Source organism: Alteromonas pelagimontana (assembly GCF_002499975.2).
GTDB lineage: Bacteria > Pseudomonadota > Gammaproteobacteria > Enterobacterales > Alteromonadaceae > Alteromonas > Alteromonas pelagimontana.
Genome location: NZ_CP052766.1, coordinates 583551 through 609413 on the forward strand (window position 1 = coordinate 583551; position 25863 = coordinate 609413).

A 25863-nucleotide genomic window follows, 5' to 3' on the forward strand; every position below is an offset into this window, starting at 1 on the left:
TTCACTGTGCGCCTGCTCGACTTTCCAGCGCGATCAGGAAATGGGGGCTACGCATAAGCATTTCTTTTTTTGCTCCGAATGCGTAGAACGATTTGACAATCCTTTAGTGGTAAAAGAGTTGCGATAGGATTAGTTAACGGTAGGATACGGTCACCAAAGAGTCTTTCCCAGGCACCACCACGCCATGCCCAAATCTCGTACATTTGTTTCGCCCGATACGCCAGTGCGCTGGCGGGTTTTTCACCAGCTATGGCCTTATCTGCTTGAATTTCGCGGTCGTGTGGCAGCCGCGCTGCTGTGTTTAGTAGCAGCCAAGCTGGCCAGCATTGGCCTACCCTACGTACTCAAATACACGGTAGACAGCCTTAACGGCGAAAGCGTTACACAAGCTGCGGTGGCTGCGCCTATTGCATTGATTGTTGCATACGGCGTGTTGCGCCTACTCAACGTTATATTGGGAGAAATTCGGGATACGCTGTTTGGCCGCGTCACTGAACGCGCCATGCGCAGATTAGGTTTACAAGTGTTTGAGCACTTACATCAATTGGATTTGGATTTCCATTTAAATCGCCAGACCGGCGGTCTTTCGCGGGATATTGAAAGAGGCACAAGTGGCATCAGCTTTTTGATGCGCTTTATGATTTTTAACATCGCTCCTACGTTACTGGAAATTGGCATTGTGGTTGGACTGCTGCTCACCCAATACGGCATCTCCTTCGCGTCGATTATTCTGCTGTCGGTAATTACTTATGTACTATTTTCTATGAAGGCCACCGATTGGCGCACGCGCTATGTACACGCCGTTAACCAGGCCGACTCCAGTACCAACTCGCGCGCCGTCGATAGTTTGCTAAACTTTGAAACCGTAAAATATTTTAATAATGAAAAATACGAAGCCAAGCGTTACGATAAAGACTTAGCGAGCTGGGAAACAGCTAGACGAAAAAACCGGCTCTCACTGTTTGCTCTTAACGGTGGACAGGCATTTATTATCGCGTTCGCCATGACTGCAATGATGGCGAACGCTGCAATGGGTGTCGCAAAAGGCGATATGACAATTGGCGACTTCGTTTTAATTAATGCCTTTACCATGCAAATATTTATGCCACTAAATTTTCTCGGCTTTGTCTACCGCGAAATACGCGGATCACTTGCCAATATTGATAACCTGTTTACCTTACTCGATGAAGTACCGACGGTAGAGGATAAGCCTAAAGCCAGAGAGCTAGTTGTAAAAAATAGCCATATTCGTTTCGAAAATGTCGATTTTGCTTACCATCCCGACCGTCAAATCCTTAAAAATATCTCGTTTGAGATTGCCTCAGGCCAAAAAGTTGCGGTAGTCGGAGCCAGCGGTGCAGGCAAATCCACTTTAGTAAAATTGTTATTTCGCTTTTACAATCCGACTGCAGGACGTATTACCATTGATGGACAAAATATCAGTGATGTTTCTCAAGCCTCGCTTCGTCAAACTATTGGCATTGTGCCGCAAGATACGGTGCTATTTAACGATACCTTGCAGGAAAATATTCGATATGGCCGACCAGAGGCAACTGACGAAGAAGTGGATGAGGTTATCCGGCTAGCGCATCTTGCCCACTTTATTAACAGCTTGCCCGAAGGGCCAAAAACGCAGGTAGGTGAACGCGGGCTAAAATTATCCGGCGGAGAAAAGCAGCGCGTAGCGATAGCGCGGGCTCTGCTTAAAAATCCACCTATTTTGGTGTTTGATGAGGCAACATCTTCCCTGGACAGTCATTCTGAACGCGCTATTCTGCAGGCAATAAAAACGATTGCCGTGAACCATACCAGTCTTGTCATTGCGCATCGATTGTCCACTGTCATTGATGCAGATAAAATTATTGTCATGGAAAATGGCGAAGTGGTTGAGCAGGGAACTCACTTTCAACTACTCAGAAATAACGGGCGTTATGCGCATTTATGGCATACTCAACAACAGTCAAAAAATATTAATGCTTTAGAGAATAGGGAGGAGCGCAAGATCGATGGAATCTGAAAATATACGCATTGCTGTTAATCAAACTATGCCTTTTGGTAAATACGCCGGGCGTAAACTTATTCACCTGCCCGAACCTTATCTGGTTTGGTTTCATAAACAGGGTTTTCCCTCAGGTGCGCTCGGGCAGCAATTGGCGCTGATCTACGAAGTCAAACTCAATGGCCTTGAGCCGTTAGTACTGCCGCTGGTAGAGGATTGACTAACAGCTTCCGCTGGTTGCCTGTGGAAAGCTAAATTCCAATTCGTAAATGTGTTGCCCTTCATTTACAGTAATCGACATTGTTCCTGCGATACCGGTTAATTCTCCAGAACCGGAATCAGGCACAATATCGATTACCAGCGACTGGTCACCTTGATGCATTTGCCCATAGTGCTGAACCACAAACGCACCTTTCTTTCCGCACAACACCCCGGTAATTTGCTCAATCGCAACATATCCTGCCGAACCTTTCACCGCTGTCATTGCACTTAGCATTTCGCCCTGCCCTACAGCATCCAGTTCGCCCTGATAAATTTTATCTAACCCCATGCGGCCAAGGCTTATCTCATCTTTACCTTCTGCATAAGCTTGTAGCGGAGACATAGTGACGTTAAATATACCAGTGATTTTCATAGTGACCCTTCCATTAGCCAAAGCACCAAGGCACCTGTATAATCATACAGACCTAATTCAACTAAGATAGTATGTTTTCACGCCCAAAGAAACAAAAACAAGTGCTCATTGATAGACAAATCCGCAGTATTCACCAGGCAATAGGTGATAAAATGCTAAGGGAACCGCGGTATTTTACCGCGGCGCTTCACACTCTGGAGCACCGTTACCAAGCTGGCACGATAAGTTATGGCAGCTATTTATTGTGGCATGGAATACTTGAACAACAGCAAGATCCTTCACTCTTTTTGTCGTTGCTTTTGGCCTCAGACAGCCGCACAAATGCCTTGCGCAGACGAACTATTCTTACAGGTATTTTAACCGAGCAGGAGCGGGAAAATGCGCTGGAGAAATATATCGCCAGCGAATTGAGTTAAGCAGAACGTAAGTGATCCGCTACCAGAAATGCCATTTCTAACACTTGATCAGCATTGAGTCGCGGATCGCACTGTGTCTTATATGCCTCTTTTAAATCTTCATCGCTAATCTGGTAAGCGCCGCCAGTACATTCGGTTACATGTTGGCCGGTCATTTCCAGATGGATGCCACCAGCATGGGTACCTTCCGCTTCATGAGCGGCAAAGAACTGGCGAATTTCACTTAAGATGGCGTCGAAGCTTCGGGTTTTGTAGCCGCTAGATGCACTAAACGTATTTCCATGCATAGGATCAGAACTCCATACCACATTGCGTCCTTCTGCTTTCACTCGACGCAGCAAGCGGGGCAAGTTATCTTCTAGTTTGTCAGCGCCCATACGGGTGATTAACGTTAGACGGCCAGGATCGTTTTCCGGGCTCAGCACATCTATTAACTCAATAAGTTCATCTTCTTTCATGGACGGACCCACTTTCACGCCTATGGGATTATGAATGCCGCGGAAAAACTCAATGTGCGCGTGGTCAAGCTGACGAGTACGCTCGCCAATCCATACCATGTGCGCTGAACAGTTGTAAGGCTTGCCCGTAAGCGTGTCGATGCGAGTAAGCGCCTGTTCATAATTTAGCAGTAGCGCTTCATGAGAGGTAAAAAGAGAGGTTTCATGCAATGTAGAACTATTGGACGAGTTAATGCCAATCGTGTTCATAAATTCTAAGGTGTCCTGAATACGCCGCGCCATATCCTGATAGCGTTCTTTTAAGGGATTATTTTCCACAAACGCCATGTTCCAGCGATTCACCTGATGCAAATCAGCCAGGCCGCCCTGGGCAAATGCGCGCAGCAAATTCAACGTCGCAGCGCTGCGATGATAAGCGTCAAGCAGACGATTGGGATCAGGCCGCCGGGCAGCTTCGGTGAATTCGAAACTGTTGATGATATCGCCGCGATAACTGGGTAATGTGACGCCGTCAATAGTTTCCATGTCAGAAGAACGAGGTTTCGCGTACTGCCCCGCCATTCTTGCCACTTTCGTTACCGGACAACGACCTGCAAATGTCAGAACAATTGCCATTTGCAGGATAACTTTAAAGGTATCCCGAATTTTCGGCGCGTTAAACTCCGCAAAAGATTCTGCGCAATCCCCGCCCTGAAGTAAAAAACCCTTACCATTGCAAACATCGCTTAATTGACGACGCAGCTCGCGGGCTTCTTCGGCAAAAACCAGAGGCGGATACTTGCTAAGGGTTTGTTCAACGTGCGCCACTTGCGCCTTATCGTCGTATTCAGGCTGCTGAAGAATAGGTTTGCTTCTCCAGCTATCCGGTTGCCAGTTACTCACGGAAGCTCCTTTAAAAAATGATGACCTGATATCGGTGATGTTTCTGCGGATAATGAATATTACCCGTCAGTGTCTGCTTTGCATCCGGAACAAAAAATGCGGTGCTAAATCGATACGAAATATCTACCAAAAAAATAATCTGCAGCGAATTTTCGTTGTGCTGCAATTTTGGTTCACACACCTTCAGTAAAAGTGACCCTTGCGCCCACCATTGACCGGTTCCAAGGCGATTGAGCCTAACATAATTTGTAAAGTGTGTGCAGCTTTTTAACGCTCCGTGCTGCCGCGACGCAAAGCATGCACGCACAAGGTAAGTCATAGGGTGCAATTACGTTGTTTCTTTGCGCGTGCCAGCGCTGATATGCATGATTCCCTGGTACTTCTTCACTTCAAAAGGAAAGTCAAATACCTGTTGCAGCATTGCAGATGTCATCACTGATAATGGCGCCCCCGCTGATACAACTTTTCCTTTTTTTAACAGCACCACCTGATCTGCATACTGGGCTGACAACTGCAGATCATGGCAAGACAACACTATGGTATTTCCCGCAGCGGATAAACGGCGGCAAAGTATTAGCAACGCATGCTGATGACGTATATCCAGCCCCTGTAACGGCTCATCAAAAATAAGTACCGCTCTACCCCTTTCCACTGCTGACCACACCTGTAGAAACGCGCGACATAAATTTACCCGCTGCTGCTCGCCACCAGATAACTGATTGAGCGGTCGGGGGAGTAAATGGCTGACCTCCAATGCTTGTTCAAGCTCTGCGGGTAAATAGTCATCGCCTGCATTGCGGTTAGCATAAAACTGGAACAGCTCTCTTGCTGTCAGTTCAAAAAGGATGTGGGTTTGCTGTTGATGAAAGCCGCGGAACCCCGCAAGTTCAGCCAAACCGAATTCAGCAATTGTTTTTCCATCTAATAGAAAAGCCCCGGAATCCGCCTTACATAACCCGGCCAGTATAAGCAAAAGTGAAGACTTTCCGGCACCGTTTGCTCCCAAAATATGGGTACAGACGCCAGCGTGAAGGTGAAGAGAAATACCACGTAACCTGGTCGCTAACGTAATGTCTGACAACGCCATCGCATAGCTCATTGCCAACGCCCCTTAAACAGGGCCAGCAGCAACAGTGGACCTCCCAAGGTGGCGGTCACCATGGAAACTGGCAAAGTGATAAGACGAAAGGTTTCGGTTAATAATACCACCAGCAGTAAAATTAGCGCTCCCAGTAATGCGCTGGCTGGCAGCACCTGACGGTTATCAAATCCAATCAATAAACGTAGAAAATGCGGCACCAGCAATCCTAAAAAAGCAATAGAGCCAGCGACAGAAACGGCGGCGCCAACTCCTAATGCGGCGGCAATTAAGCTTCTTCGGGTAAGTGCCTGAGGTGCAACGCCAGCAGATGCTGCCTGCAGTTCGCCAGCATATAACCAATTTAACTGGCGTGCCTGGCGCAACTGATAAACAACGCTCACTATCATTATCGGGCCACTAATACCGATTACCCACCAATCAGCCTGATATAAGCTACCCATAAGCCAGAACGTTAAATTTCGTAGAGACTGAGCATCGGCAAATAAAAACAGCCAGGCCATAATGGCTCCCGACACTGTGGAGATGGCTATGCCCGCCAATATTACTGCAACCGCCGCCCCTTGTAAGTAGTGAGCAATCCGGTAAATAAGCCAGGTAGACAGTAACGCTCCGGCAAAACAGGCCGCCGGCAAAATATAATGAAAATAATTTTGTGCTACGGCCGGTAATGCCAAAAGGAGCACAGCAGCAATGAGGCTTGCGCCACTGGTAATACCGATGATTCCCGGATCAGCCAGTGGATTGTGTAAGACAACCTGCAGCGTACCTGAACTGACTGCCAGGGCTGCCCCTACCGTTATCGCGGTCAGTAACAAAGGCAGTTGCAACTGCCACAGAATATGCCAGCGGACTGAGGTGTTATCTGAAATTTGCCAGCTTTCTAAAAAAATAGCTGCGATAACCACTATAATTGCGATAACCAACGCCAACTTCAAGTAACGCGCTGGCAGTTGCATTGTCATTTAAGCTTAGCGATCAGACCGTCAGAAGCCTGTTCTATTAAATCGAGCACTAATTCAAATCCCTGCTTTCCCCCGTAATAGGGGTCCGGCACTTCTTCATAATGAGATTCAGCAAACTCCAGAAATAACTTAATTTTAGGATAATATTGACTGTCACTCATCGACTGCAGATGGGTTAAATTACTGTGATCCATGGCGAGAATATAATCAAATTTTTCAAAGTCCAACGGATCAACCTTGCGGCAGGAAATTCCCTTGAAGTTATAGCCTCTTGCAACGGCAGTCGCTTGCGACCGTTTATCTGGCGGGCTACCAATGTGATATCCGTGCGTTCCGGCTGAATCGATAGTGACTTTAAGTCCGGCCTTCTCGGCCTTTTGTCGAAACACGGCCTCAGCAGTAGGTGAACGGCAAATATTGCCCAGACAAACAAATAAAACCGAGGGCGATTGACGCATAATAAAACCTTTTTCTTCGTAATACCGAGTTAGCGCTTTAATGCGATATCTTGATAACTAAAAATTGTTACTATTATCGCGTATCATAAGCTCCAGAAAAACCAGGAGTCTTTATGACAGCACATGTTCTTATGTTAAGCAGTTCCCGTCAGGGCACCGAGGATTATCTGGCTCACGCCAAGCCTCATATTCTTACACATTTAGGCAAGCGGCGCGAGTTACTGTTTATGCCCTATGCGGGTGTGACTACCTCGTGGGACGATTATGTCGGTGCAGTGCAAAGTGCTTTACCTGAATGTCAGGTAAAAGGTATTCATCAGTTCACCGACCCTGCGGCCGCTGTTGCTCAGGCAGATGCTAACGGGCAAACTATCGTAGTCGGTGGTGGTAATACTTTTCATCTGCTTAACACGCTTTATCAGAACAACCTGATATCTCCTATTCAGCAGGCGATTGACTGCGGTACCCCTTATATTGGTTGGAGCGCCGGCGCTAACATTTGTGGTGCCACCATTCGCACCACAAACGATATGCCTATTATCGAGCCGCCAAGTTTTAATGCGCTGGGAATTCTACCCTGCCAACTTAACCCTCATTACACAGATTACCAGCCGCCCAATCATAACGGCGAGTCCCGGGATCAGCGACTGGCCGAATTTACCACACTCCATCCTGACATTCCGGTACTGGCTATTCGTGAAGGCACTGCGCTACGATTATCTTCTGGCCAGATGACGTTGCTGGGTGACAAAGACGGCGTCGTTTTTAAAGGCACTACCAGAACAATCCTGCGCGTGGGTGAAGATTTAAGCAAATATCTGGCGTAGTGGTATCAGGATCTCGCTATCGACCCTGCAATTAAAAGGAACTTCGGCTAAAAGTGGAGCGGGCAAGCTTCGCTTTAGCGTTTCCAGATTTTCTGAATAGTAAGGCATAGACGCAGAGAGCTGGTTTGCTACCCACCCTTTTACTGTTAATCCGTCTTTAGCAATTATCTCCGCCGTTAACATAGCATGGTTGATGCACCCTAAGCGCATGCCTACAACCATAATCACATCGAGCTCTAACGTAGAGACCACTTGCGACATCCAGCTGCTTTCACCTAACGGCAAGCGCCATCCGCCGGCACCTTCCATCAGCAGTACGTCAGGTCGGTACGCTGCCAAACGATGATAGCCGTCTACAATTTCTTGCAGCTCTATCACTTTGCCTTCTTCTTTGGCAGCAATATGCGGCGCGATGGGCGGCGCAAAAGCAATAGGATTTATTTGCTCGATAGGTACGGCAATGCTACTTGCTCCTTGAATAGCCAAGGCATCTTCATTAACCAAGCGTTCGTCTTGCACAAAGCATCCTGCAGATACGGGCTTATATCCCAGCGTCGACAACCCTGTTGATGCTGCTGCCTTAAGCAGGCGTTCGGTGACAAAGGTTTTTCCCACTTCCGTATCTGTGCCAGTAATAAAATAGCTTTGCATGTTACTTTTCCAATCTCAACTGTAGTACTTGATATGTCAAAGGCAACACCTCTTCGTCTTTAAAAGAAATGCGGTGGTAGTTGCCGTTAAGCGCAGCAAGGTCCTGCCGGGACAAACTTTTGTTACCGTTTACCTTGTGGGTTAACGCACCCGCCCCAACGCTCTTTATAGACCGAAGTAGCGGTAATATGTGATCGAAATGATCAGTAAATGCCTGCTGCCGCGAATGCACCTGAGTAAAGCCAGCCGTTTTTGCTGCCGTTATCCAGCAACCTTGAGAGAGCTGCGGGTTAGTGGTGATGGGCAGGCCACAACGTGCTCTGGCATCATCCAGTTCAGCGAAAGAACCATCAACCATTATTGCCAGTACCGCCCTGCCTGCCGGCTGTAACACGCGATAAATTTCTGCTAATGCTTGCGTTGGGGAGTGGCTCCACTGTAAGGCCATTGAGGAAAAAACCTGTGAAAAAGACCCATCTGCGAAGGGCAGCGTACAAGCATCGGCAACGAAAAAATGAATATGAGGATATTGTGTGCGTGCGTAATCAATCATGCCAGGAGCAATATCTACACCGACAGCACTTATTCCCTTCGCGACTAATTCAGCCGTATGCCTGCCAGTTCCGCAGCCTATATCCAATAGTTTTCCGCTGGCGCAAAATCGCAATTTTTTAAGGGCGTGTTGAGCAATAACCTGTTGAATTTCCGCAATTTGGTTGTAGCGAGAAGCGGCCTGAGAAAACTGTCGCGCTACAGTTTTGACTTGACCCTCAGATGTAGATGAACTGCTGTTATGCGATGACATCAATTGCATGGGATGGCGTCTCGCATTGTTAATTGCAACGCATCAACCAGCGCTTGAATGTCATTTTGGGAATGTTCACTATTGAGCGTTATTCGTAATCTGTCGCTGTTTTTCGGCACGGTAGGATGGCGGATGGCAGGAACCCATATGCCGCGCTGACGCAGCCCCTCGCTTACCGCCAGCGCATCTTTGGGGCAGCCAAGAATAACAGGTTGAATAGCACTAGTTGATTCGGTAAGGCTTAACCCAGCATCTGTCGCCAGATCTCTAAATATCGCAATGTTTTTTTGCAACGCTAGCCGACGTTCCGGCTTTTCAATCTCTGTTAGCGAATACAGCGTTGCCAGCGCCTGAGCCGCGGGCATAGCTGTGGAAAAAATATAATGACGAGCGAAATTTACCAGGTATTCCACCAGTTCCCGGCTTCCTGCGATAAAGGCTCCGGCGGTACCAACTGCTTTTCCAAACGTAGCCATTAACACAGGTACCTGATCTACCGACAAATCATATTGCTCACAGGTTCCCATACCATTTTTTCCTAACACGCCAAAGCCATGGGCGTCGTCCAGCATCAACCACGCAGAATGCTGCTCACACAACGCAACCAGGTCAGAAACGGGCGCGCTGTCGCCATCCATACTAAAAATACCTTCGGATGCCACAAGACAATCCTGATGATACGAATCAGCGATAAGCGTTTTCAAGTGCGGTATATCATTATGTTTAAAACGCTTTAATGTTGCTGCACTGCCCATGGCTCCGTCGATAAACGAAGCATGCATAAATTTATCGGCCAGAATAAGGCTATTACTACCGGAACTGGCTGCGAACAATGCCTGGCATAGCGCCTGATTGGCGGCAAAACCAGAATTAAACAACAGCACAGCTTCACGATTAAGCTTTTCTGCGAGATATTCTTCCAGCGCCCGGTGCGCTTGGGTGTACCCTGTTACCAGTGGCGATGCGCCACTGCCCCCGCCGAATTGAGCCAGCCCCTCTACCCACGTTTGCAGCACGCCTTGATGCTGGCGCATTGCTAAATAATCGTTACTGGCAAAGTTGAGGTAGTGCTGACCGCCCACACTGATGACGCCGTCTTTTTCGTATTCGACACACTGGCGCTCGCGCAGGTAACCAGCCTGTGCTTTTTGCTGTAGCGCCGATGCCATGAAGTCAAAAGCCATTATGCTTTAGCGTCTGCTTTTGCTGAACGATTACTACCACGAGTGGCATCATAAAACAGGCTGCTGGTATCTTCTTGCTGAGAAATTTCTTCTTGTAGCGCCTGTTCGTGAGCTTCGTCAGAATAATCCCGAGTACGTTCAGCATTAATACCGAGCTTGCGAAACAGCACTTTGTCTTCATGAGTATCAGGATTGGACGTGGTAAGAAGCTTACAACCGTAAAAGATACTATTTGCCCCAGCCATAAAACACAGCGCCTGCATTTGCTCGTTCATGGCTTCGCGGCCAGCAGATAAACGCACATGGGATTTTGGCATCATAATCCGTGCTACTGCGATGGTACGGATAAATTCAAAAGCATCAAGATCTTCTACGTTTTCTAACGGCGTACCTTTTACCTTAACTAACATGTTAATAGGAACGCTTTGGGGCTGTTCTGGCAAATTAGCCAGTTGCACTAATAAGCTGGCACGATCTGAAGCACTCTCGCCCATTCCCACTATTCCACCAGAACATACGTTCATTCCCGCTTCCCGAACGTTTTCCAGTGTTTTTAGCCGATCATCGTAGGTGCGTGTAGTAATAATATCGCCGTAAAATTCTGGCGAAGTATCAAGATTGTGATTGTAATAGTCTAAGCCAGCCTGCTTTAGCGCCAGCGCCTGTTCCCGTGTGAGCATTCCAAGGGTCATACAGGTTTCAAGGCCGAGCTTTTTTACCTCTGCAACCATGCTGGTGACATAAGGCATATCTCTTTCACGCGGGTTGCGCCACGCGGCGCCCATACAAAAACGCGTGGAACCGGCGGCCTTTGCTTCTCTTGCCCGCTCCAGAACTTTTTCGATTTCAAGCAGACGTTCTTTTTCAAGTCCGGTATCATAACGGGCGCTCTGTGGGCAGTATTTGCAATCTTCCGGGCAGGCACCGGTTTTAATGGAAAGCAACGTACTTACCTGCACTTCGTTAGGGTTGAAATACTGGCGATGCAAGGTTTGCGCTTTAAAAAGCAGATCGTTAAAAGGGAGCGTAAATAATGCTTCAACCTCTGCGGTTGTCCAGTTGTGGCGCACATGAGAATCGGAGCTAAAAGTCGGCGCGGCGGTCATGACCTATCCTTTACTAAATGAAAATGCTGGCTTAGTCTATGCGCAGCTACCGAGTTGTCAACTCTGACCTTTCATAAAACTTTACCAATGGTTTAAATTTGAACAATATTGATTTTGATAAGAAGCATATTTGGCATCCTTATACCTCTGCTATTAACCCCTTACCTTGTTACGAAATAGAGGGAGCAGAAGGCGTAAATTTAACGTTAAGCACCGGTGAAACACTCGTCGACGGCATGTCAAGCTGGTGGGCGGCGATTCATGGTTACAATCATCCGCTGCTAAACGATGCTGCACATAAACAAATTGATAAATTTTCTCACGTGATGTTCGGCGGGCTTACCCACGACCCTGCGGTATCACTTTGCAAGTCACTGCTAAATATGGCTCCATACGGTTTGCAAAGAGTGTTTCTTGCCGATTCAGGATCCGTTGCCGTTGAAGTGGCACTGAAAATGGCGTTGCAGTACTGGGCTTGTCAGGGCCGCCCGGACAAACACAAAATAGTCGCTCCTCGCAATGGTTATCACGGCGATACCTTTGCTGCCATGTCAGTGTGTGACCCCATTAACGGCATGCATAGTCTGTTTTCTAATGTGCTGACAAAGCAGCTTTTTGCTCCCGCCCCACAAACACGATTCGGGCAAACCTTCAGCGAAGATGATATTTTGCCTTTAGAAGAACTGTTCGCCCATCATCATCATGAAATGGCAGCGCTTATCATTGAACCTGTCGTTCAGGGCGCTGGCGGAATGCGCATTTATCATCCTGAGTATCTCAAACGCTGTCGTCAGTTGTGCGACAACTATGATGTATTGTTAATCTGCGATGAGATTGCCACCGGCTTCGGCCGGACCGGAAAGTTGTTTGGCTGTGATCACGCGCAAATCAGCCCTGATATTATGTGCGTTGGTAAAGCGCTGACCGGCGGATATATGACGTTGGCAGCCACCTTATGTTCAGAAGATGTTGCCCAGGGAGTTTGCCAAGGCTCGCCCGGAGTCTTTATGCACGGTCCCACTTATATGGGAAATCCTCTGGCCTGTGCTGTAGCAAATGCCAGTTTATCTTTAATTAATGAAAATCGTTGGCAAGAGCAGGTTCGCCAGATTGAGCGACAACTAAAGGACACCTTATCGAAATGTTTAGCGTTGCCATGCGTGGCCGATGTGCGGGTTTTAGGTGCAATTGGCGTGGTAGAAACTAAACATCCTGTCGATGTTGCCGCATTACAGCGCAGTTTTGTGAAGTCGGGGGTGTGGATCCGGCCGTTCGGTAAACTTGTTTACATCATGCCACCGTATATTATAAAACCAGATGCGCTTTTGCGTCTGACCGACGCGATATATTCTGCACTGGCAACCTGACTGAGCTTCTGCACTCTTTGCTGGTAGGGTAAAAAAATAACCGAGGAGTGGCTATGGGAATTTTTGTACGAGTTATTGACAAAATTGTGTTTGCTGCACTGTTTTTAAGTGCGCTACAGATCCCGATTCTTGCCGATCATTATCGCCAGTATTTAGCCGGTTTCTATGATGCCACCAGCGAACAGGTGCAGCAGTACCAGGCACTGGCTGATCAGTTCGATTACCCTTCTATTGAAGCGATGATCGACACGTTGCGCCAAAATCCCGATCGGATGATACAGGAAGATGCAAGTAACAAAGCGCAGACAGTAGCAAAGCTTGATGAGATTTCACATGGGCTGGAAACCCTACAACAAGGCCATTATTTTCAGCAGGCATGGTATATGTTTTCTCCCGAACATAAAAATACGCTGGTACGGGTAATGGACAATTTTGCTCCTTCCGTACCACTCTCGCCTACTGCAATTGTGTTTAGTTTAATTACCGCTATCGTGGTGAACCTTATAATTTGGGCACCTTTCTGGACCGTGGGAAAAGTGAGACATCTGCGCAGAAAGCGGGTGCGCTACGCTTAGAGGTTGTTACTGTTATTTATATATCAACAGGTTTGAAACGCTGCCTCATTTTGGCGCTTCTCCCTGTAAGTTTTGCTCATCGGCAAAACATGCCCGCAAGCATTATTCCGCCTTCTTCTTTTCTTTTATTTCCAGTGGCTTAGAGTGCTTTAACAATTAAATTACGCAAGAGAAGCCGATTAGGTATCGAAATTGCTACCTTTATTGTGAAGAGTGCACCTTTTAAACAGGCTGGGTGAGATAGACTGAACGTAGAAAGCCTGTTTTACAAAGGTTTATTATCTAACTACGTGAAATATAGGTTGTATATATGTTAAATGAAAACACCCTGCTTATTGGCCAAGTGTTGCAAATAAAAGACAAACTCCACGCGAAACGTCATGCCATTCCTGGGTCTTTGAAAACGGAGTGGGAACGGTTAGCTGCCGAGACTGCAAGTTTTGATTCAGACAGGCTGAGCACCTCCGCTGTTAAAGGTCAGTCTTTCAGAAAACCAAATGTTTTCTCCGGTGATCAACGTGATTTGACAGTATTGCTCAATGCGCTAAAAGATTTCGAACTCAAAATTAATAAAAATCGGCTGCATCATTAACTGACACTTCTCGCCCCCGTCTGACAATCAGACGGGGTGAATAACGACCACAGTCCTTACTTTGCGTTTACCATAACTGGCTAAACGGCCAAAGTCTTCTCTTGCCACGGGGATATGTTGATATTCCACCGCCTGATCTTCAAATGTCGTAGGATCGGGATCGTGAATGTAGAAGCATCTTTCGTCGGCAGCAGTCACTGTTACCCAGTGCGGAGCTTTCTGTTTATCAAACGCATAAGTACTAATAAGACAGAGGACCGCCGCACCTTGTAACAATGCCTCTTCTACCTGTTCAATTTTCCATTCGCTGTGCTTAACAGCAACGCCTTTGCCGGTAGCTTCTTGTAAAAAAGCATCTTCAACAACGCTGATAATATCCTTTTTGTGCTGGCTTCGTACACCATCTGCAAACAATGGAAGTGCCCGATTCACCCACACCTCAGCGGTAAAACCTGCATCATTCGCAGCCAGCGCTAACCCGATTGGGTGGCATCCGCCGTGACCTGAAGTCATGAAAATCGTGGTGGCTCGGCGCCAAATCTCCAACTCAGATAACTGCCTCATCGGGTAGTTTTTATCCAGATAAGCCAGCGCCATCATCAAAGCTGCAGGGCCACAGGTAAACTCTGTTGTCTGCTGATACCAGGGATATACATCAACAACCTCAGAAACGGAGGGAAAACTAAGTACCTTCTGCATTCGAATAGCATCAGACTTGTCTTCATAGTATTCATTATAAATACCGAACTGCTGGAAGCCGAGACGTTGATAGAGATTTATGGCGCCTGAATTATCCTCTGAAACTTCCAGGCGCATGAAGCGCTTTCCCCGCAGCAGGGCTCGCTTTTCCAGCTCCGCCACCAGAGATTGGGCTACGCCCTTACCTCTGGCTTCTGGAACCACTGCAATAGAATACAACCGCGTTAACTGCGTGCCGCGACGCAGCAACAATAGTCCGTATCCGAGGATTCGTTCTTGTTCTGTTGCTACTACAAATTCGGCATGGCTGGCAGTGACGTAAAACCGCATCCGCCGTTTGCTCAGTTTATCAGTCGCAAAGCACTTCTGCTCAATATCACACAGAGCATCAATGTCTTCATTTTGTACTGTGCGTACTGCTATTTTTTCAGTCACTTCAACCGTTGGGGCCATTGCCGCCATTATGTTCATCGACCACGTTGCTCCAGGCGATTTGCAAACTCCTGCATAATTAACTGGTAAAGTTCCTTACCCAGGTATTTGTCTTCCACACCCGAATCGATGCTCGGGTTGTCATTTACTTCAATAACGTAAACTTTATTGCCAGACTGCTTGATGTCCACGCCATATAACCCGTTACCTACTACTTTTGCTGATTTGATAGCCGCTTGCAGCACTGGCTTAGGCACTTCAAAAGTAGGCATAGTCGCAAAAGCGCCGGAACTAAAGCGGTCGCCTTCGTGGTGGTAAATTTGCCAATGATTGCGGGCCATAAAATATTGGCAAGCATAAATTGGTTTGCCGCCAAGTACGCCAATGCGCCAGTCAAATTCAGTAAACACATATTCCTGCACCAACACCAACGCTGATGCCTGCAACATTTCATCCAGACGCTGCTTCAGCGCCTCGATATTCTCGACTTTATAAACACCACGAGAAAACGAGCTTTCCGGAAGTTTCAGAACCAGCGGCAGACCCAATTCCTCAATTAGCTGTTGGCAAGTGGCATCATCTGCCTGAGAAACAAACTGACTTTGGGGCGCAGGCACTTGTTGATAGGCGAAAGCATCCTGCAGGAAAACTTTGTTACAGCAGCGCAGAATCGACTGGGTATCATCCATAACTACCAAACCTTCTCGCTCAGCCGCTCTGGCCAATCGATAAGTGTGATGATCAATGGCTGTGGTCTCCCGGATAAATAACGCATCATAATGCCCTACTCCTTCAGGAGTCAGGTGGCTCACTACCTCAGCATTAAAGCCCATTTTCTCTGCAGCTTTCACGAAGTTCTTAATGGCGCGGCTGTCACTTGGTGGAGTGGGTTCGTCTGGATTTACCAGAATCGCCATATCCCAGCGCATTTTTTTGCCTTTGCGGTCGCTACGCCATTCTTGTTGTGTAAACGACACAATGCGATCAATACAATCTGCTTTCAGCGTTTCCGGCAAATCATTAAAACCCCGGGCCACGCACTCAACAAAACCGATACTGGCGTCTTTTTGCCTGCTATTACGCTGAGCGGAATCTTGCGCGGCTACATGTAAGGTAACCTGCAAAATCGGGCAAGGAAAATGACGAAATGCCATTTGTGCAATGCGTGATAAATTCTGATCTTTCGTCTCACCAAATAGTACAAAAAACGTTGTTGGCTCAGAAGGTTTGGTTGGCCAACTGAATTTGTCAGGTAAAGGCAAACGCGCCGCGCCTTCGTCGGTGTCGGTCATCCGCAAGTCGTTGATAGTATTAACTGCAGGTAACACCCGGTGGCGTCGTGCCTGAGCCAGCAAGGAGCAGTAATAGCCCTGACTTAAATATTTGCCTGTGTCACATAAGTTGATTACACGAGTTTTTGGTTCGTTTAATTTTGGGAATTCTGCCAGGTAGTCCTGAAAGGTCAGAACAGTAAGGCTGGTGTCATTAAAATGGCTGACATCATCAGCAACAATAAGGGTTTTGTGCATTGAAAACGCTTCTATAAAACCAAAGGTAGGTTACAATTCTAGTAAAACCTTGGACGAAACCGCAATGTTTAATGTTTCGCCAGGTAAGGAATGCGAAGTGTACTGCATGCGCAAAGATTGCATAGCAAAATACGCACGGCTTTTTTTAATCGTTACGATGACTATTTGTGATGTGTTTTTCTTCAATGTTTCTATTGCAGTTAAAGCGCGCGGTCTGATCAAGGAGTGTTTATGGTTTTAGCGAGTATCGCCATTGTTGTAGGTCTGCCGGTACTTCTTTGGAGTGCTGGCAAGTTTGTGGGTGGTGCTTCCGGGATCGCCAAACATTTTGGTGTATCTCCATTGCTTATCGGTATGTTGATCATCGGTTTTGGAACCTCGGCACCGGAGATTATTGTCTCTGTATTTGCGGCAATGCAGGGCAACTCGGGAATTGCGCTAGGTAACGCGTATGGCTCAAATATCGCCAATATTGGCCTGATTCTAGGAATAACCGCGTTAATCAGCCCCATTGCGGTGCGGTCTGAAATTATTCGCAGGGAACTACCTGTGATGCTGGGCTTGACCTTCTTTGCTGCGTGGCAGCTCATCGATTTTACCTTATCAAAAGATGACGCTTTTTCCCTCCTCGGGCTATTTATCCTGCTTCTTAGCTGGAGTATCTGGCAAGGCATCCGCGGCGATGCTGATAACCTGGCTGCGGAATATTCTAATGAACTTAACAGCGCAGAGAATTCAGTCAAAACAAACTTGATTTGGCTGTTAGTAGGATTGGTATTGCTTATTGCCAGTTCCAGAATTCTGGTGTGGGGCGCTGTACAAGTTGCTACCTTTTTTGGCGTGAGCGACACCATTATCGGTTTGACCATTATTGCCATCGGCACGTCGCTACCGGAACTTGCCTCATCCTTAATGGCGATTCGAAAAGGCGAGCACGATTTGGCGTTAGGCAACGTAATCGGTTCGAATATGTTCAATACCTTAGCCGTAGTCGGTATCGCCGGGCTTATTCAACCCCTGACTATTGAAAGCAGCTTCTTTTATCGCGATGTCATGTTAATGGTAGCTTTTTCAATAGCGTTATTTATTTTCTGTATTGGCATAAGAGGCCCCGGCAGGTTAAATCGTCTGGAAGGCGGCGCGTTCCTGCTAGCGTATGTTGGCTATACCAGTTATCTGATTTCGACGGCGTTTGTAGCTTAGGCCACGGTTACGATTAACGTAAACAAACTGATTATAGAAATACCTGCAAGAATAAATAAATTAATGCCAAAATTATCTTTTTCACGGCGATTGCGCTAGGCTCTAAGCAACATGGTCACCAGGCTTAGCGTCAGGCACGCCTGAAGAAGTAATATCAGCGCGTCGACATATCGTTGCGACCACTGTTCGCTTCCATCCATCCCCCAGTAAGCTTGTAACCCAGTAACGAAATCCGGACGCGCAAAATGAAAAATGATCAGGGCAGCAACTAACACTCCCCAGCCTAAAAAATTAATACCCACCACAAATCGATAAAAGCCGTCCTTACTACGGGGGATATTTCTACGGTCATTTTTTCTTGCTACTGCCAATTTCTTGTCCATTTTAGTTAATGATCTCTGGTATCCGGTTATTGGATGAGTATACTAGCTGCTTACTGGATACGTGCGAAGGTGCACATCGTTTACTTGCTTTTCAAATGCGCAGTAACGGCCTGTTCTGGCACATCAATCATTGCGTATCCCAACAGAAAAAGAAACTGAAAGCTGCTTCCCTCATTTTCCGATCAGGTACATATTTCACCTCCTATCGGCAGATTGACGCTGCGGTTTAACCCGTGAGATGCGCCCACCGATAGAGTGTGCGAAGATAACTCGCAATTTCAATTAGTTTTAACGGAGATAATATAATGACGCATGCGCCCGTTGTCGATGTGCTTGGTAGCAAGTACGGGGTTGGCGAAACGGTAACCGTGAAAGGTTGGGTAAGAACTCGCCGTGATTCTAAAGCCGGCTTATCTTTCATAGCACTGCACGATGGCAGCTGTTTCGATCCTGTGCAGATAGTGGCGTTAAATACTCTCCCGAATTATAACGATGTTCAGCGTCTTACCGCGGGCTGCTCACTGGCGGTTGTGGGGACAGTAAAAGAGTCTCAAGGTCAGGGCCAGGCGGTAGAACTTGAAGCGGTATCTGTGGACATAATGGGTTGGGTAGAAAACCCGGATACGTATCCAATGGCTGCAAAACGTCACTCTATTGAATACTTGCGGGAATACGCCCACTTGCGCCCTCGCACCAATGTTATTGGTGCCGTTACCAGAGTACGTAATTGTTTGTCTCAGGCAATACATCGATTCTTTCACGAACGCGGCTATTTCTGGATCAGCACCCCCATTTTGACTGCCAGCGATACTGAAGGTGCGGGTGAAATGTTTCGCGTCTCGACCCTTGATATGTTGAACATTCCCAAAACTGAACAAGGCGACGTTGATTATCGTCAAGACTTTTTTGGCAAAGAAACCTATTTGACGGTGTCTGGTCAATTAAACGTAGAAACCTACTGTACAGCAATGTCGAAAGTTTATACCTTTGGCCCGACCTTTCGCGCAGAAAACAGCAATACATCACGCCACCTTGCAGAGTTTTGGATGATTGAACCAGAAGTAGCCTTTGCGGATCTGAGTGACGTTGCCCAATTAGCGGAAGATATGCTGAAATACGTATGTAAAGCGGTACTGGAAGAGCGCGCTGACGATATGGCTTTTTTCGCTGAACGCATTAATAAAGATGTTATAAAGCGGTTGGAATCCCTTGTCAGCTCGGATTTTGTCCGCATGGACTACACGGATGCCGTGAGTATTCTCCAAGCCAGTAGCAAGACTTTCGAGTTTCCTGTTGAGTGGGGTGTAGATTTGTCATCTGAGCACGAGCGCTATCTGGCAGAAGAACACGTCGGGGCACCAATCATCATGCAAAATTATCCTAAAGATATCAAAGCATTTTATATGCGGATAAATGATGATAATAGAACGGTCGCCGCAATGGATATTCTAGCGCCTGGCATTGGTGAAATCATTGGAGGTTCGCAGCGTGAAGAGCGACTGGACGTATTTGACCGTCGTCTGGAAGAAATGGGGCTGAGCAAAGAGGATTATGCCTGGTATCGTGATTTACGTCGTTATGGCACCGTACCTCATTCAGGGTTCGGTTTAGGTTTTGAAAGACTGGTAGCCTATGTTACGGGCATGCAGAATGTCAGAGATGTTATTCCGTTTCCTCGTACGCCTGGTAACGCCAGTTTCTAGTTTTTTGCCGGCGGCCACAGGCCGCCTCTCGCTCCTGTAATGCATGTTCCTTCACCCTTTGTCTTTGTCGGCTTGTTCTTACCTGATTTTAAGGTATTCTGAATATAGCAGTGTAAACGTTATCGATGGCTGGAGTTTATGACATCACAGGGGGAAAACCACATTATATGCGAGCAGTGCCAGCACGCCGTTATGTTACCTCAATTAGCTCACCGGCAACGCGCGGTTTGCCCACGTTGCGGTCATACGCTGCTCACGTACCGCCGTAATGACGCAGAAATTACTCTGGCCTATGCTATCAGTGGGCTGATATTCCTGTCACTGTCCCTGCCCTTTAACTTTTTAACGTTTCGAACCAGCGGACAGCAGCACCACATAAATTTACCGGAAGGATTGGCAGTTCTTGTCGACAATAACTACCTGTCGTTGGCAATTATCACCGGCTTAGCCACGCTTATTTTGCCTGGGATGGTACTTACCGGAATTGCAGGTATGTCGTTGGGGCGCTTTATCAATCACCCAAAACCTTACTTCAAGCACGTTCATCATTGGGTTAACCTGCTGATTCCGTGGAGTATGGCTGAAATATTTCTGGTAGGCACGCTGGTAAGTTTAATTAAAATTACCTCACTGGCTGAGGTAACCGTTGGCCTTTCCTTCTACGCATTTATCGCATTCACGCTTTGTATGACGCTTTGCCTGGTGTATTACGATGATCATCGTATGGCGCTATGGGTGTATCACGGCGATGTCCCTGCTTCGCCGCCACTTGATGAGCAAACGGCATCAAAGAGTATTCAACGTACCTGGGCGCTGATCTTTACCGCCTGTCTGCTTTACATTCCCGCCAACACGCTTCCCATCATGCATACCCAATTATTTGGTAAAGATGAACCCAGCACCATTATCGGAGGGATAATTTCGCTTTGGGAATCAGGCTCTTATCCTGTAGCATTAGTAATATTAGTGGCTAGCGTAATAGTACCGGTAGTAAAAATTGGCATTCTGCTGTGGCTCAACTATAGCGTACAGTATGGAGTTAACAATTCGCAGTTAACCCGCATCCGCTATTATCGTTTTACCGAAGGTATTGGGCGCTGGTCGATGATTGACGTATTTGTGGTGGCGGTATTAGTCTCATTAATACAATTAGGTGGTACCATTGCCGTTTTTCCAGGTCCCGCCGCGTTGGCGTTTTGTGCTGTAGTGTTTATCACTATGATTGCAGCAATGACGTTTGATTCAAGATTAATCTGGCACAGCAGGAAGCAATTAAATGAATGAGCAGGCCCAAGTAAAGCCGACAACCCGCATTTCCAAAGTCTGGATAATTCCTATTCTGGCTGTTCTTGTGGGCGGCTGGATGGTGTACTATCAATGGAAAAATCAGGGGCCATTAATTACGATTGAACTGAAATCGGCGGCAGGAATTGAGGTAAATAAAACGCCCATTAAAGTACGGGATCTTGATATAGGCCAGGTGAAAAATATTGAGCTGAAACCTGACTTAAACGGGGTTATAGTCACAGCGCGCATTGACGCGAACGCCAGCCATTTATTAACCGAAAACACCGATTTTTGGATGGTAGCTCCGCGTATCAGTTTCTCCGAAGTTTCAGGTCTTAATACGCTGCTTTCCGGTAGCTATATTGCCATGTCAGCCGATGATTCCGGCGGTGAACAATATCATTTTGTGGCACTTGAGCGTCCGCCTGTCACGCCACCGGGAACGCCCGGGCTACACCTGGCGTTAAAAAGCGATGATCGATTTGCTTATAAACCTGGCGACCCCATCATTTATAAAGGCTTTAAGATAGGCGAGTTCGAAGATGCTTCCTTTGATATCGATGAACGTGTGGTGTATTACAACGCATTTATAGAAGCGCCCTATCACAAGCTTATTACTGAAAACACCCGTTTTTGGAATGTCAGCGGCGTAAAACTTCACCTGAAATCCAGTGGCGTGAAAATCGAAACCGGCAGCCTTGAGACCTTATTGACCAACGGAATTACCTTTGGTATCCCTGAAGGGTTTCCAGCAGGCGAACAAGTCGGCGACAACGCCACCTTTCGTATTTTTCAAGACGCAACGGCGGCTTCTAATGCCCGTTATCGACTTGCTGCAGAATATTTGTTGTTAATTGATGAAACCGTCAGAGGTCTCACCGTAGGCGCGCCAGTAGAATATCGGGGCATTGAAATTGGCGAGGTACTTGCCATTAATGTCACCAGCGCAGTTAACGGTAATATTCTCGATGAGAATTATCCTATTCCGGTGCTTATTAACATTTATCCTGGTAAGGTGCGTCAGCAAGATAATCCCGAAAGCCTACAATTTGTGAAAGACACCATGCACAAATGGATTGGTAAAGATTTACGGGCAACCTTGCGCATGGGAAATGTTCTCACCGGCGGCTTATACGTTGATCTGCAACACGCACCGGGTGTTGAGCCTATTGAGCCTCAAATCCTCAATGGGCACGAAGTAATTCCTACGGTATCCAATGAATTTACCCAAATTACGCAAAAGGCTGATGCCATTTTGGATAAGCTCAACGAGCTGCCGCTGAATTCAATGATTGGCGATGTTCAAAGCGTTATCGTTGATTTGAAGGAAGCAGCAAATTCGGTAGAAACCACCAGTAACGATTTTGATGCACTCATGGAAGATATTGATGTTAAAGATATCAATCGTAATCTTAATCAAGTGCTGGCGAATATGTCTTCACTGCTTAAAAATTATTCGGAAGGCGGTTTAAGCAAGTCAGAAATCCAGGAAACAGTTGACGCCATGCAGGATACACTACGTAATTTGCAGCCCCTGTTATTGCAGTTGAATCAGAAGCCTAACGGACTGATCTTCTCAGATAACAGTAGTGTAGATATACAACCCAAAGCGCAATCAAAAGGAGTGTTCGATGAGAAGCCGTAATGTTATTGCGTTTTTGTTTGCCATCACTCTATTCGGGTGCGCCAACGAGCCCGTTGCACTGAATTATTACCTGTTACACTCACCGGATTTCAAAGCGCAACATGCAGCTAAAAGCGTTCGTGGAAGAATTCACCTGCAACAGCTAAAGCTTCCTGACTATCTTAAGCAGCGTAGTCTAGCCATGCAGACTGGCCCTACTAATGTGTTTTTTTCACCGCAGCACATCTGGGCAGAGCCGCTAAGCAGCGGACTGGTTCAGGCACTTACGGAAATCCTCTGGCGTGAATCTCAAGTTTTAGCGGTACCATTAGATGTTTACCCCAACGACAATGATATTTTAAATATCAGTATCCAAATTGATGATCTTATTGCCACTTATCAGGGAGAAGTCATTCTTAAAGGGCAGTATTGGATATATCCACATGAAAAAGATCCAGAAGTGCGTATATTTGATTTCCGCCATCCTTTAGAAGAAGATGGTTTTGAACATGCAGTGGAAAAAATGCGATTGCTCATTGGTAAACTGAGCCGGGACATTGCAGACGATGTTGTAAATAACTGATACAGGAAAGGCCACATGATAGCAGCGACCCTTGATAAGCTGCTCAAGGAAGGGTGCAGTCAACACTATGATGAGGAAACGAATCGTCAAATCCTCGTTGTGAACCTGTTCTCGCTGGTAGGAATTAGCCTTACTCTGTCTTTAGGTATAGTTGCACTTGTAGGCAAAAATTATCCGCTGGCCTTTTCGCTGCTTACGGCTTCTTTTTTGTTTATTGTTTCACGAAAAATTCAGTCGATTTTTAGTAATAGCGTTGGCCGCTTATTGGCAATGTACTTACTAACCGGCTGTTTGATGGCATTGATGTCTTTTCTCGTAGTCACCGGTGGTAGAGCCAACACCGGACCATTATGGATTTATATTGTTCCACCGGTAGCGATGTTCTTTGGCGGCTTTCGACGCGGCCTTGGGGTAATGGCCGGTTTCACACTTTTGATTGTGATCCTGTTATTTTTCCCAGATGATTATTTACTGCTAACGCATTACAGCTACGAGTTTAAAACCCGTCTTATTTATTCTTTTCTGACAGTGACCTTTCTTTCCGCGTTTTATGAGTACAGTCGTCAGAAAACCTATGAAACAGCTAAAGAGTTGAGCCGACAGTTTAAACAGCAGGCTTTGCACGACCCTCTTACCCACCTACCCAATCGTCGCGGCATTCAACAGCAGATAGAACAAGAGCTTTCGCGGATGACACGCCACGGCAGGCCAATCAGTATTGTTATCGTTGATGTAGACCATTTTAAAAACATCAATGATACCTACGGCCACGATAACGGAGATGTGGTGTTGACGAAAATTAGTGAGATCTTTAGAAAATGGATTCGACGCCAGGATTCGGTGGGCCGCTGGGGCGGTGAAGAGTTTATTTTTGTTCTACCAGAAACACCTGAAACAAACGGAAAGCTATTAGCAGACAAAGTTCGTAGCGCTTTAGAGGGAACCTTTATTAATATTCAGGGCAACGATATACAAGTTACGGCCAGCTTCGGTGTGTGCGAAATCAATAAGGAAATTACGTTAGATCGCGCGCTACGGCAGGCGGATAAAGCATTGTATCAAGCTAAAAAGGAAGGGCGAAATTGCGTTGTTGCCGCCAATGCCTGCGATGACTGACGTCGTTCAAACCATCACTAAACATTTCCATAAATAGTTCGTTACAATTGGTGTTAGTTTGTAGCATCTAATGCCGTTAATATTAGCTCAAAGAATCCGCAACAGTAAGTTATCAACTATGAAATGGATGAAAGTCGTCGCACCGTTCCTCATTCTGTTAATCGGCTACGCAGGAATGAAAGCCATTGGAGCCTCAGCTTCTGAAGAAGTGATTAAGGAAGAAGTTGATACTCGTCCCACTGTCACTATAGAAGATTTGAATCCGGTGGATTATACCGTCCTAATTTCCTCTTATGGCGAAGTGACGCCGCTGGAAAGCACCAATTTAGCGGCGCAGGTCGCAGGAGAAGTGGTGTCATGGCATCCCAGTTTTGTGGCTGGCGGTTTGGTAAAACGTGGAGATGTGCTTTTTTCTATTGAAAAAGACACTTATGAGGCGGCGCTGTTACAAGCAGAAGCCAATCTTTCTACGGCTCAAGCGCAATTAATTCAAGAACAAGCGCAGGCCGAAGTGGCTTCACGCGAAGCAACTTCCCTGCCCTCAAATCGCGTTACCGATTTGTACTTGCGTAAACCACAGGTATTAAGTGCTAAGGCGGCAGTAAAATATGCAGAAGCTCAGATCCGCATTGCGACTCGTGATTTGGAAAACTGTGAAGTAAAAGCGCCGTACGACGCCTTGGTAGTGGCTCGCAACATCGGTGTAGGCGACTTCGTTGCCGTGGGTACAGTAGCTGCGACAATGAACAACATCGAGACCGCCGAAATTGTCTTTCCCATAGCAAGGTTTGATCGAAACTTTCTACCTGCAGATATTGTGGGAAAAGAGGCATTAGTGAACGCCGATACCCCTCGAGGCAATGAATTCGAAGCCTATATTCATCGCGACACCGGTATCGTCGATCAGACCACCAGAATGACTCATTTAGTTGCACGTGTTGACGATCCGTACGGTTTGCATTCCACCAAGCCAGTACTGAAATTTGGCGCTTATGCTACGGTTTCCTTCAAAGGGCGCACGCTAGATAACGTATATCGGGTGCCTCAGGAACTTATTACAAATGGCCAGCTGTGGACGCTTGATGAAGAGAACAAGCTGGTTTCGCAACCTGTTGATATGATCCGCGAAGATGGTGGCTACTTTTTGATTCGCGGCGAGTTTGACAGCAACCGCGTAGTCATGAATTTACCGGAATATCCACAAACCGGGATGTCTGTAAAAGTGATAGCTGGAAACGATAATTTAGTCGCTCAACGTCCGCGTCCAGAGTAACAGGAGCCAGCAT

General features: G+C 46.8%; 26 protein-coding genes. 14 read left to right on the top strand and 12 right to left on the bottom strand.

Annotation, left to right across the window (positions count from 1 at the left end; translation table 11 throughout):
- Nucleotides 1-184 precede the first annotated feature (184 nt).
- Both CA267_RS02785 and CA267_RS02790 read left to right on the top strand, forming a co-directional pair.
- Nucleotides 185-2017, top strand: coding sequence for an ABCB family ABC transporter ATP-binding protein/permease (locus tag CA267_RS02785; RefSeq protein WP_075608897.1), 1833 nt, complete (start codon nt 185-187; stop codon nt 2015-2017).
- Nucleotides 2007-2219: a DUF3820 family protein gene (locus CA267_RS02790; protein ID WP_075608896.1), complete on the top strand. Its 213-nt coding sequence runs from the start codon at nt 2007-2009 to the stop codon at nt 2217-2219. Before CA267_RS02785 ends, CA267_RS02790 begins: the two co-directional genes overlap by 11 nt.
- On the opposite strand, the gene CA267_RS02795 is transcribed toward CA267_RS02790, so the two are convergent.
- A complete protein-coding gene (locus CA267_RS02795) occupies nt 2220-2633 on the bottom strand; it encodes a DUF3224 domain-containing protein (protein ID WP_075608895.1) in 414 nt (137 codons plus the stop codon).
- Nucleotides 2634-2704: 71 nt separating this feature from the next.
- Here CA267_RS02795 and CA267_RS02800 point away from each other — a divergent pair, with 71 nt between their 5' ends.
- Nucleotides 2705-3049 carry a hypothetical protein gene (locus CA267_RS02800; protein ID WP_075608894.1) on the top strand — a complete coding sequence of 115 codons (345 nt, stop codon included), beginning with the start codon at nt 2705-2707 and terminating at the stop codon, nt 3047-3049.
- Here CA267_RS02800 and CA267_RS02805 read toward each other — a convergent pair.
- From CA267_RS02805 to CA267_RS02820, 4 genes are all read right to left on the bottom strand, one after another.
- Nucleotides 3046-4389, bottom strand: coding sequence for a class II 3-deoxy-7-phosphoheptulonate synthase (locus tag CA267_RS02805; RefSeq protein WP_075608893.1), 1344 nt, complete (start codon nt 4387-4389; stop codon nt 3046-3048). The two genes, CA267_RS02800 and CA267_RS02805, sit on opposite strands and share 4 nt — an antisense overlap.
- A gap of 328 nt (nt 4390-4717) precedes the next feature.
- A complete protein-coding gene (locus tag CA267_RS02810) occupies nt 4718-5488 on the bottom strand; it encodes an ATP-binding cassette domain-containing protein (RefSeq protein ID WP_075608891.1) in 771 nt (256 codons plus the stop codon).
- Complete coding sequence (locus CA267_RS02815) at nt 5485-6453, bottom strand: FecCD family ABC transporter permease (RefSeq protein ID WP_075608890.1); 969 nt, start codon at nt 6451-6453, stop codon at nt 5485-5487. The genes CA267_RS02810 and CA267_RS02815 overlap by 4 nt, the downstream gene beginning before the upstream one ends.
- Complete coding sequence (locus tag CA267_RS02820; protein WP_075608889.1) at nt 6450-6911, bottom strand: low molecular weight protein-tyrosine-phosphatase; 462 nt, start codon at nt 6909-6911, stop codon at nt 6450-6452. The genes CA267_RS02815 and CA267_RS02820 overlap by 4 nt, the downstream gene beginning before the upstream one ends.
- Nucleotides 6912-7024: 113 nt before the next feature.
- Between CA267_RS02820 and pepE the strand changes: the two genes are divergently transcribed.
- The gene (gene pepE, locus CA267_RS02825) at nt 7025-7738 is read left to right on the top strand and encodes a dipeptidase PepE (RefSeq protein WP_075608888.1); all 714 of its coding nucleotides are present in this window, start codon (nt 7025-7027) and stop codon (nt 7736-7738) included.
- Here the strand turns inward: pepE and bioD are convergent.
- The 4 genes from bioD to bioB are packed head-to-tail and all read right to left on the bottom strand — an operon-like array spanning nt 7718 to nt 11484.
- A complete protein-coding gene (gene bioD, locus CA267_RS02830; RefSeq protein WP_075608887.1) occupies nt 7718-8389 on the bottom strand; it encodes a dethiobiotin synthase in 672 nt (223 codons plus the stop codon). The two genes, pepE and bioD, sit on opposite strands and share 21 nt — an antisense overlap.
- Before the next feature lies 1 nt (nt 8390).
- Nucleotides 8391-9203 carry a methyltransferase domain-containing protein gene (locus CA267_RS02835; RefSeq protein WP_083638381.1) on the bottom strand — a complete coding sequence of 271 codons (813 nt, stop codon included), beginning with the start codon at nt 9201-9203 and terminating at the stop codon, nt 8391-8393.
- The gene (locus CA267_RS02840) at nt 9194-10378 is read right to left on the bottom strand and encodes an aminotransferase class I/II-fold pyridoxal phosphate-dependent enzyme (protein WP_075608885.1); all 1185 of its coding nucleotides are present in this window, start codon (nt 10376-10378) and stop codon (nt 9194-9196) included. Before CA267_RS02840 ends, CA267_RS02835 begins: the two co-directional genes overlap by 10 nt.
- Nucleotides 10378-11484, bottom strand: a complete 1107-nt coding sequence (bioB, locus tag CA267_RS02845) for a biotin synthase BioB (RefSeq protein ID WP_075608884.1) — start codon at nt 11482-11484, stop codon at nt 10378-10380. The genes CA267_RS02840 and bioB overlap by 1 nt, the downstream gene beginning before the upstream one ends.
- Before the next feature lie 98 nt (nt 11485-11582).
- On the opposite strand from bioB, the gene bioA reads away from it, so the two are divergent.
- The 3 genes from bioA to CA267_RS02860 all read left to right on the top strand — a co-directional run bounded on the left by bioA (nt 11583) and on the right by CA267_RS02860 (nt 14018).
- Nucleotides 11583-12851, top strand: a complete 1269-nt coding sequence (gene bioA, locus CA267_RS02850) for an adenosylmethionine--8-amino-7-oxononanoate transaminase (protein WP_075608883.1) — start codon at nt 11583-11585, stop codon at nt 12849-12851.
- Between the two features lie 53 nt (nt 12852-12904).
- On the top strand, nt 12905-13426 hold the full coding sequence (locus tag CA267_RS02855; RefSeq protein ID WP_083638378.1) for a DUF2937 family protein: 522 nt from the start codon (nt 12905-12907) through the stop codon (nt 13424-13426).
- A 310-nt stretch (nt 13427-13736) separates the two neighbouring features.
- The gene (locus CA267_RS02860) at nt 13737-14018 is read left to right on the top strand and encodes a hypothetical protein (RefSeq protein ID WP_075608882.1); all 282 of its coding nucleotides are present in this window, start codon (nt 13737-13739) and stop codon (nt 14016-14018) included.
- A gap of 27 nt (nt 14019-14045) precedes the next feature.
- Here CA267_RS02860 and CA267_RS02865 read toward each other — a convergent pair whose 3' ends face one another.
- Both CA267_RS02865 and CA267_RS02870 read right to left on the bottom strand, forming a co-directional pair.
- Nucleotides 14046-15188, bottom strand: coding sequence for a GNAT family N-acetyltransferase/peptidase C39 family protein (locus tag CA267_RS02865; RefSeq protein ID WP_075608881.1), 1143 nt, complete (start codon nt 15186-15188; stop codon nt 14046-14048).
- Entirely contained in the window at nt 15185-16678 is a 1494-nt protein-coding gene (locus CA267_RS02870) for a RimK family protein (RefSeq protein ID WP_075608880.1), read from the bottom strand. The genes CA267_RS02865 and CA267_RS02870 overlap by 4 nt, the downstream gene beginning before the upstream one ends.
- Nucleotides 16679-16909: 231 nt before the next feature.
- Between CA267_RS02870 and CA267_RS02875 the strand changes: the two genes are divergently transcribed.
- Entirely contained in the window at nt 16910-17881 is a 972-nt protein-coding gene (locus CA267_RS02875; protein ID WP_075608878.1) for a calcium/sodium antiporter, read from the top strand.
- 95 nt (nt 17882-17976) lie between these two features.
- On the opposite strand, the gene CA267_RS02880 is transcribed toward CA267_RS02875, so the two are convergent.
- Nucleotides 17977-18264, bottom strand: a complete 288-nt coding sequence (locus tag CA267_RS02880) for a hypothetical protein (RefSeq protein WP_083638376.1) — start codon at nt 18262-18264, stop codon at nt 17977-17979.
- A 305-nt stretch (nt 18265-18569) separates the two neighbouring features.
- Here CA267_RS02880 and asnS point away from each other — a divergent pair, with 305 nt between their 5' ends.
- The 6 genes from asnS (at nt 18570) to CA267_RS02910 (ending at nt 25850) form a co-directional block, all read left to right on the top strand.
- Nucleotides 18570-19967, top strand: a complete 1398-nt coding sequence (gene asnS, locus CA267_RS02885) for an asparagine--tRNA ligase (RefSeq protein ID WP_075608877.1) — start codon at nt 18570-18572, stop codon at nt 19965-19967.
- Nucleotides 19968-20159: 192 nt separating this feature from the next.
- Nucleotides 20160-21251, top strand: a complete 1092-nt coding sequence (locus CA267_RS02890) for a paraquat-inducible protein A (protein ID WP_075608876.1) — start codon at nt 20160-20162, stop codon at nt 21249-21251.
- Nucleotides 21244-22899, top strand: a complete 1656-nt coding sequence (gene pqiB, locus CA267_RS02895) for an intermembrane transport protein PqiB (RefSeq protein ID WP_075608875.1) — start codon at nt 21244-21246, stop codon at nt 22897-22899. Before CA267_RS02890 ends, pqiB begins: the two co-directional genes overlap by 8 nt.
- Complete coding sequence (locus CA267_RS02900; protein WP_075608874.1) at nt 22886-23461, top strand: PqiC family protein; 576 nt, start codon at nt 22886-22888, stop codon at nt 23459-23461. Before pqiB ends, CA267_RS02900 begins: the two co-directional genes overlap by 14 nt.
- Before the next feature lie 15 nt (nt 23462-23476).
- Nucleotides 23477-24577 (top strand): GGDEF domain-containing protein, encoded by a 1101-nt coding sequence (locus CA267_RS02905; RefSeq protein ID WP_075608873.1) that lies wholly within the window; start codon nt 23477-23479, stop codon nt 24575-24577.
- Between the two features lie 118 nt (nt 24578-24695).
- Nucleotides 24696-25850, top strand: a complete 1155-nt coding sequence (locus tag CA267_RS02910) for an efflux RND transporter periplasmic adaptor subunit (protein WP_083638371.1) — start codon at nt 24696-24698, stop codon at nt 25848-25850.
- Nucleotides 25851-25863: the final 13 nt, after the last annotated feature.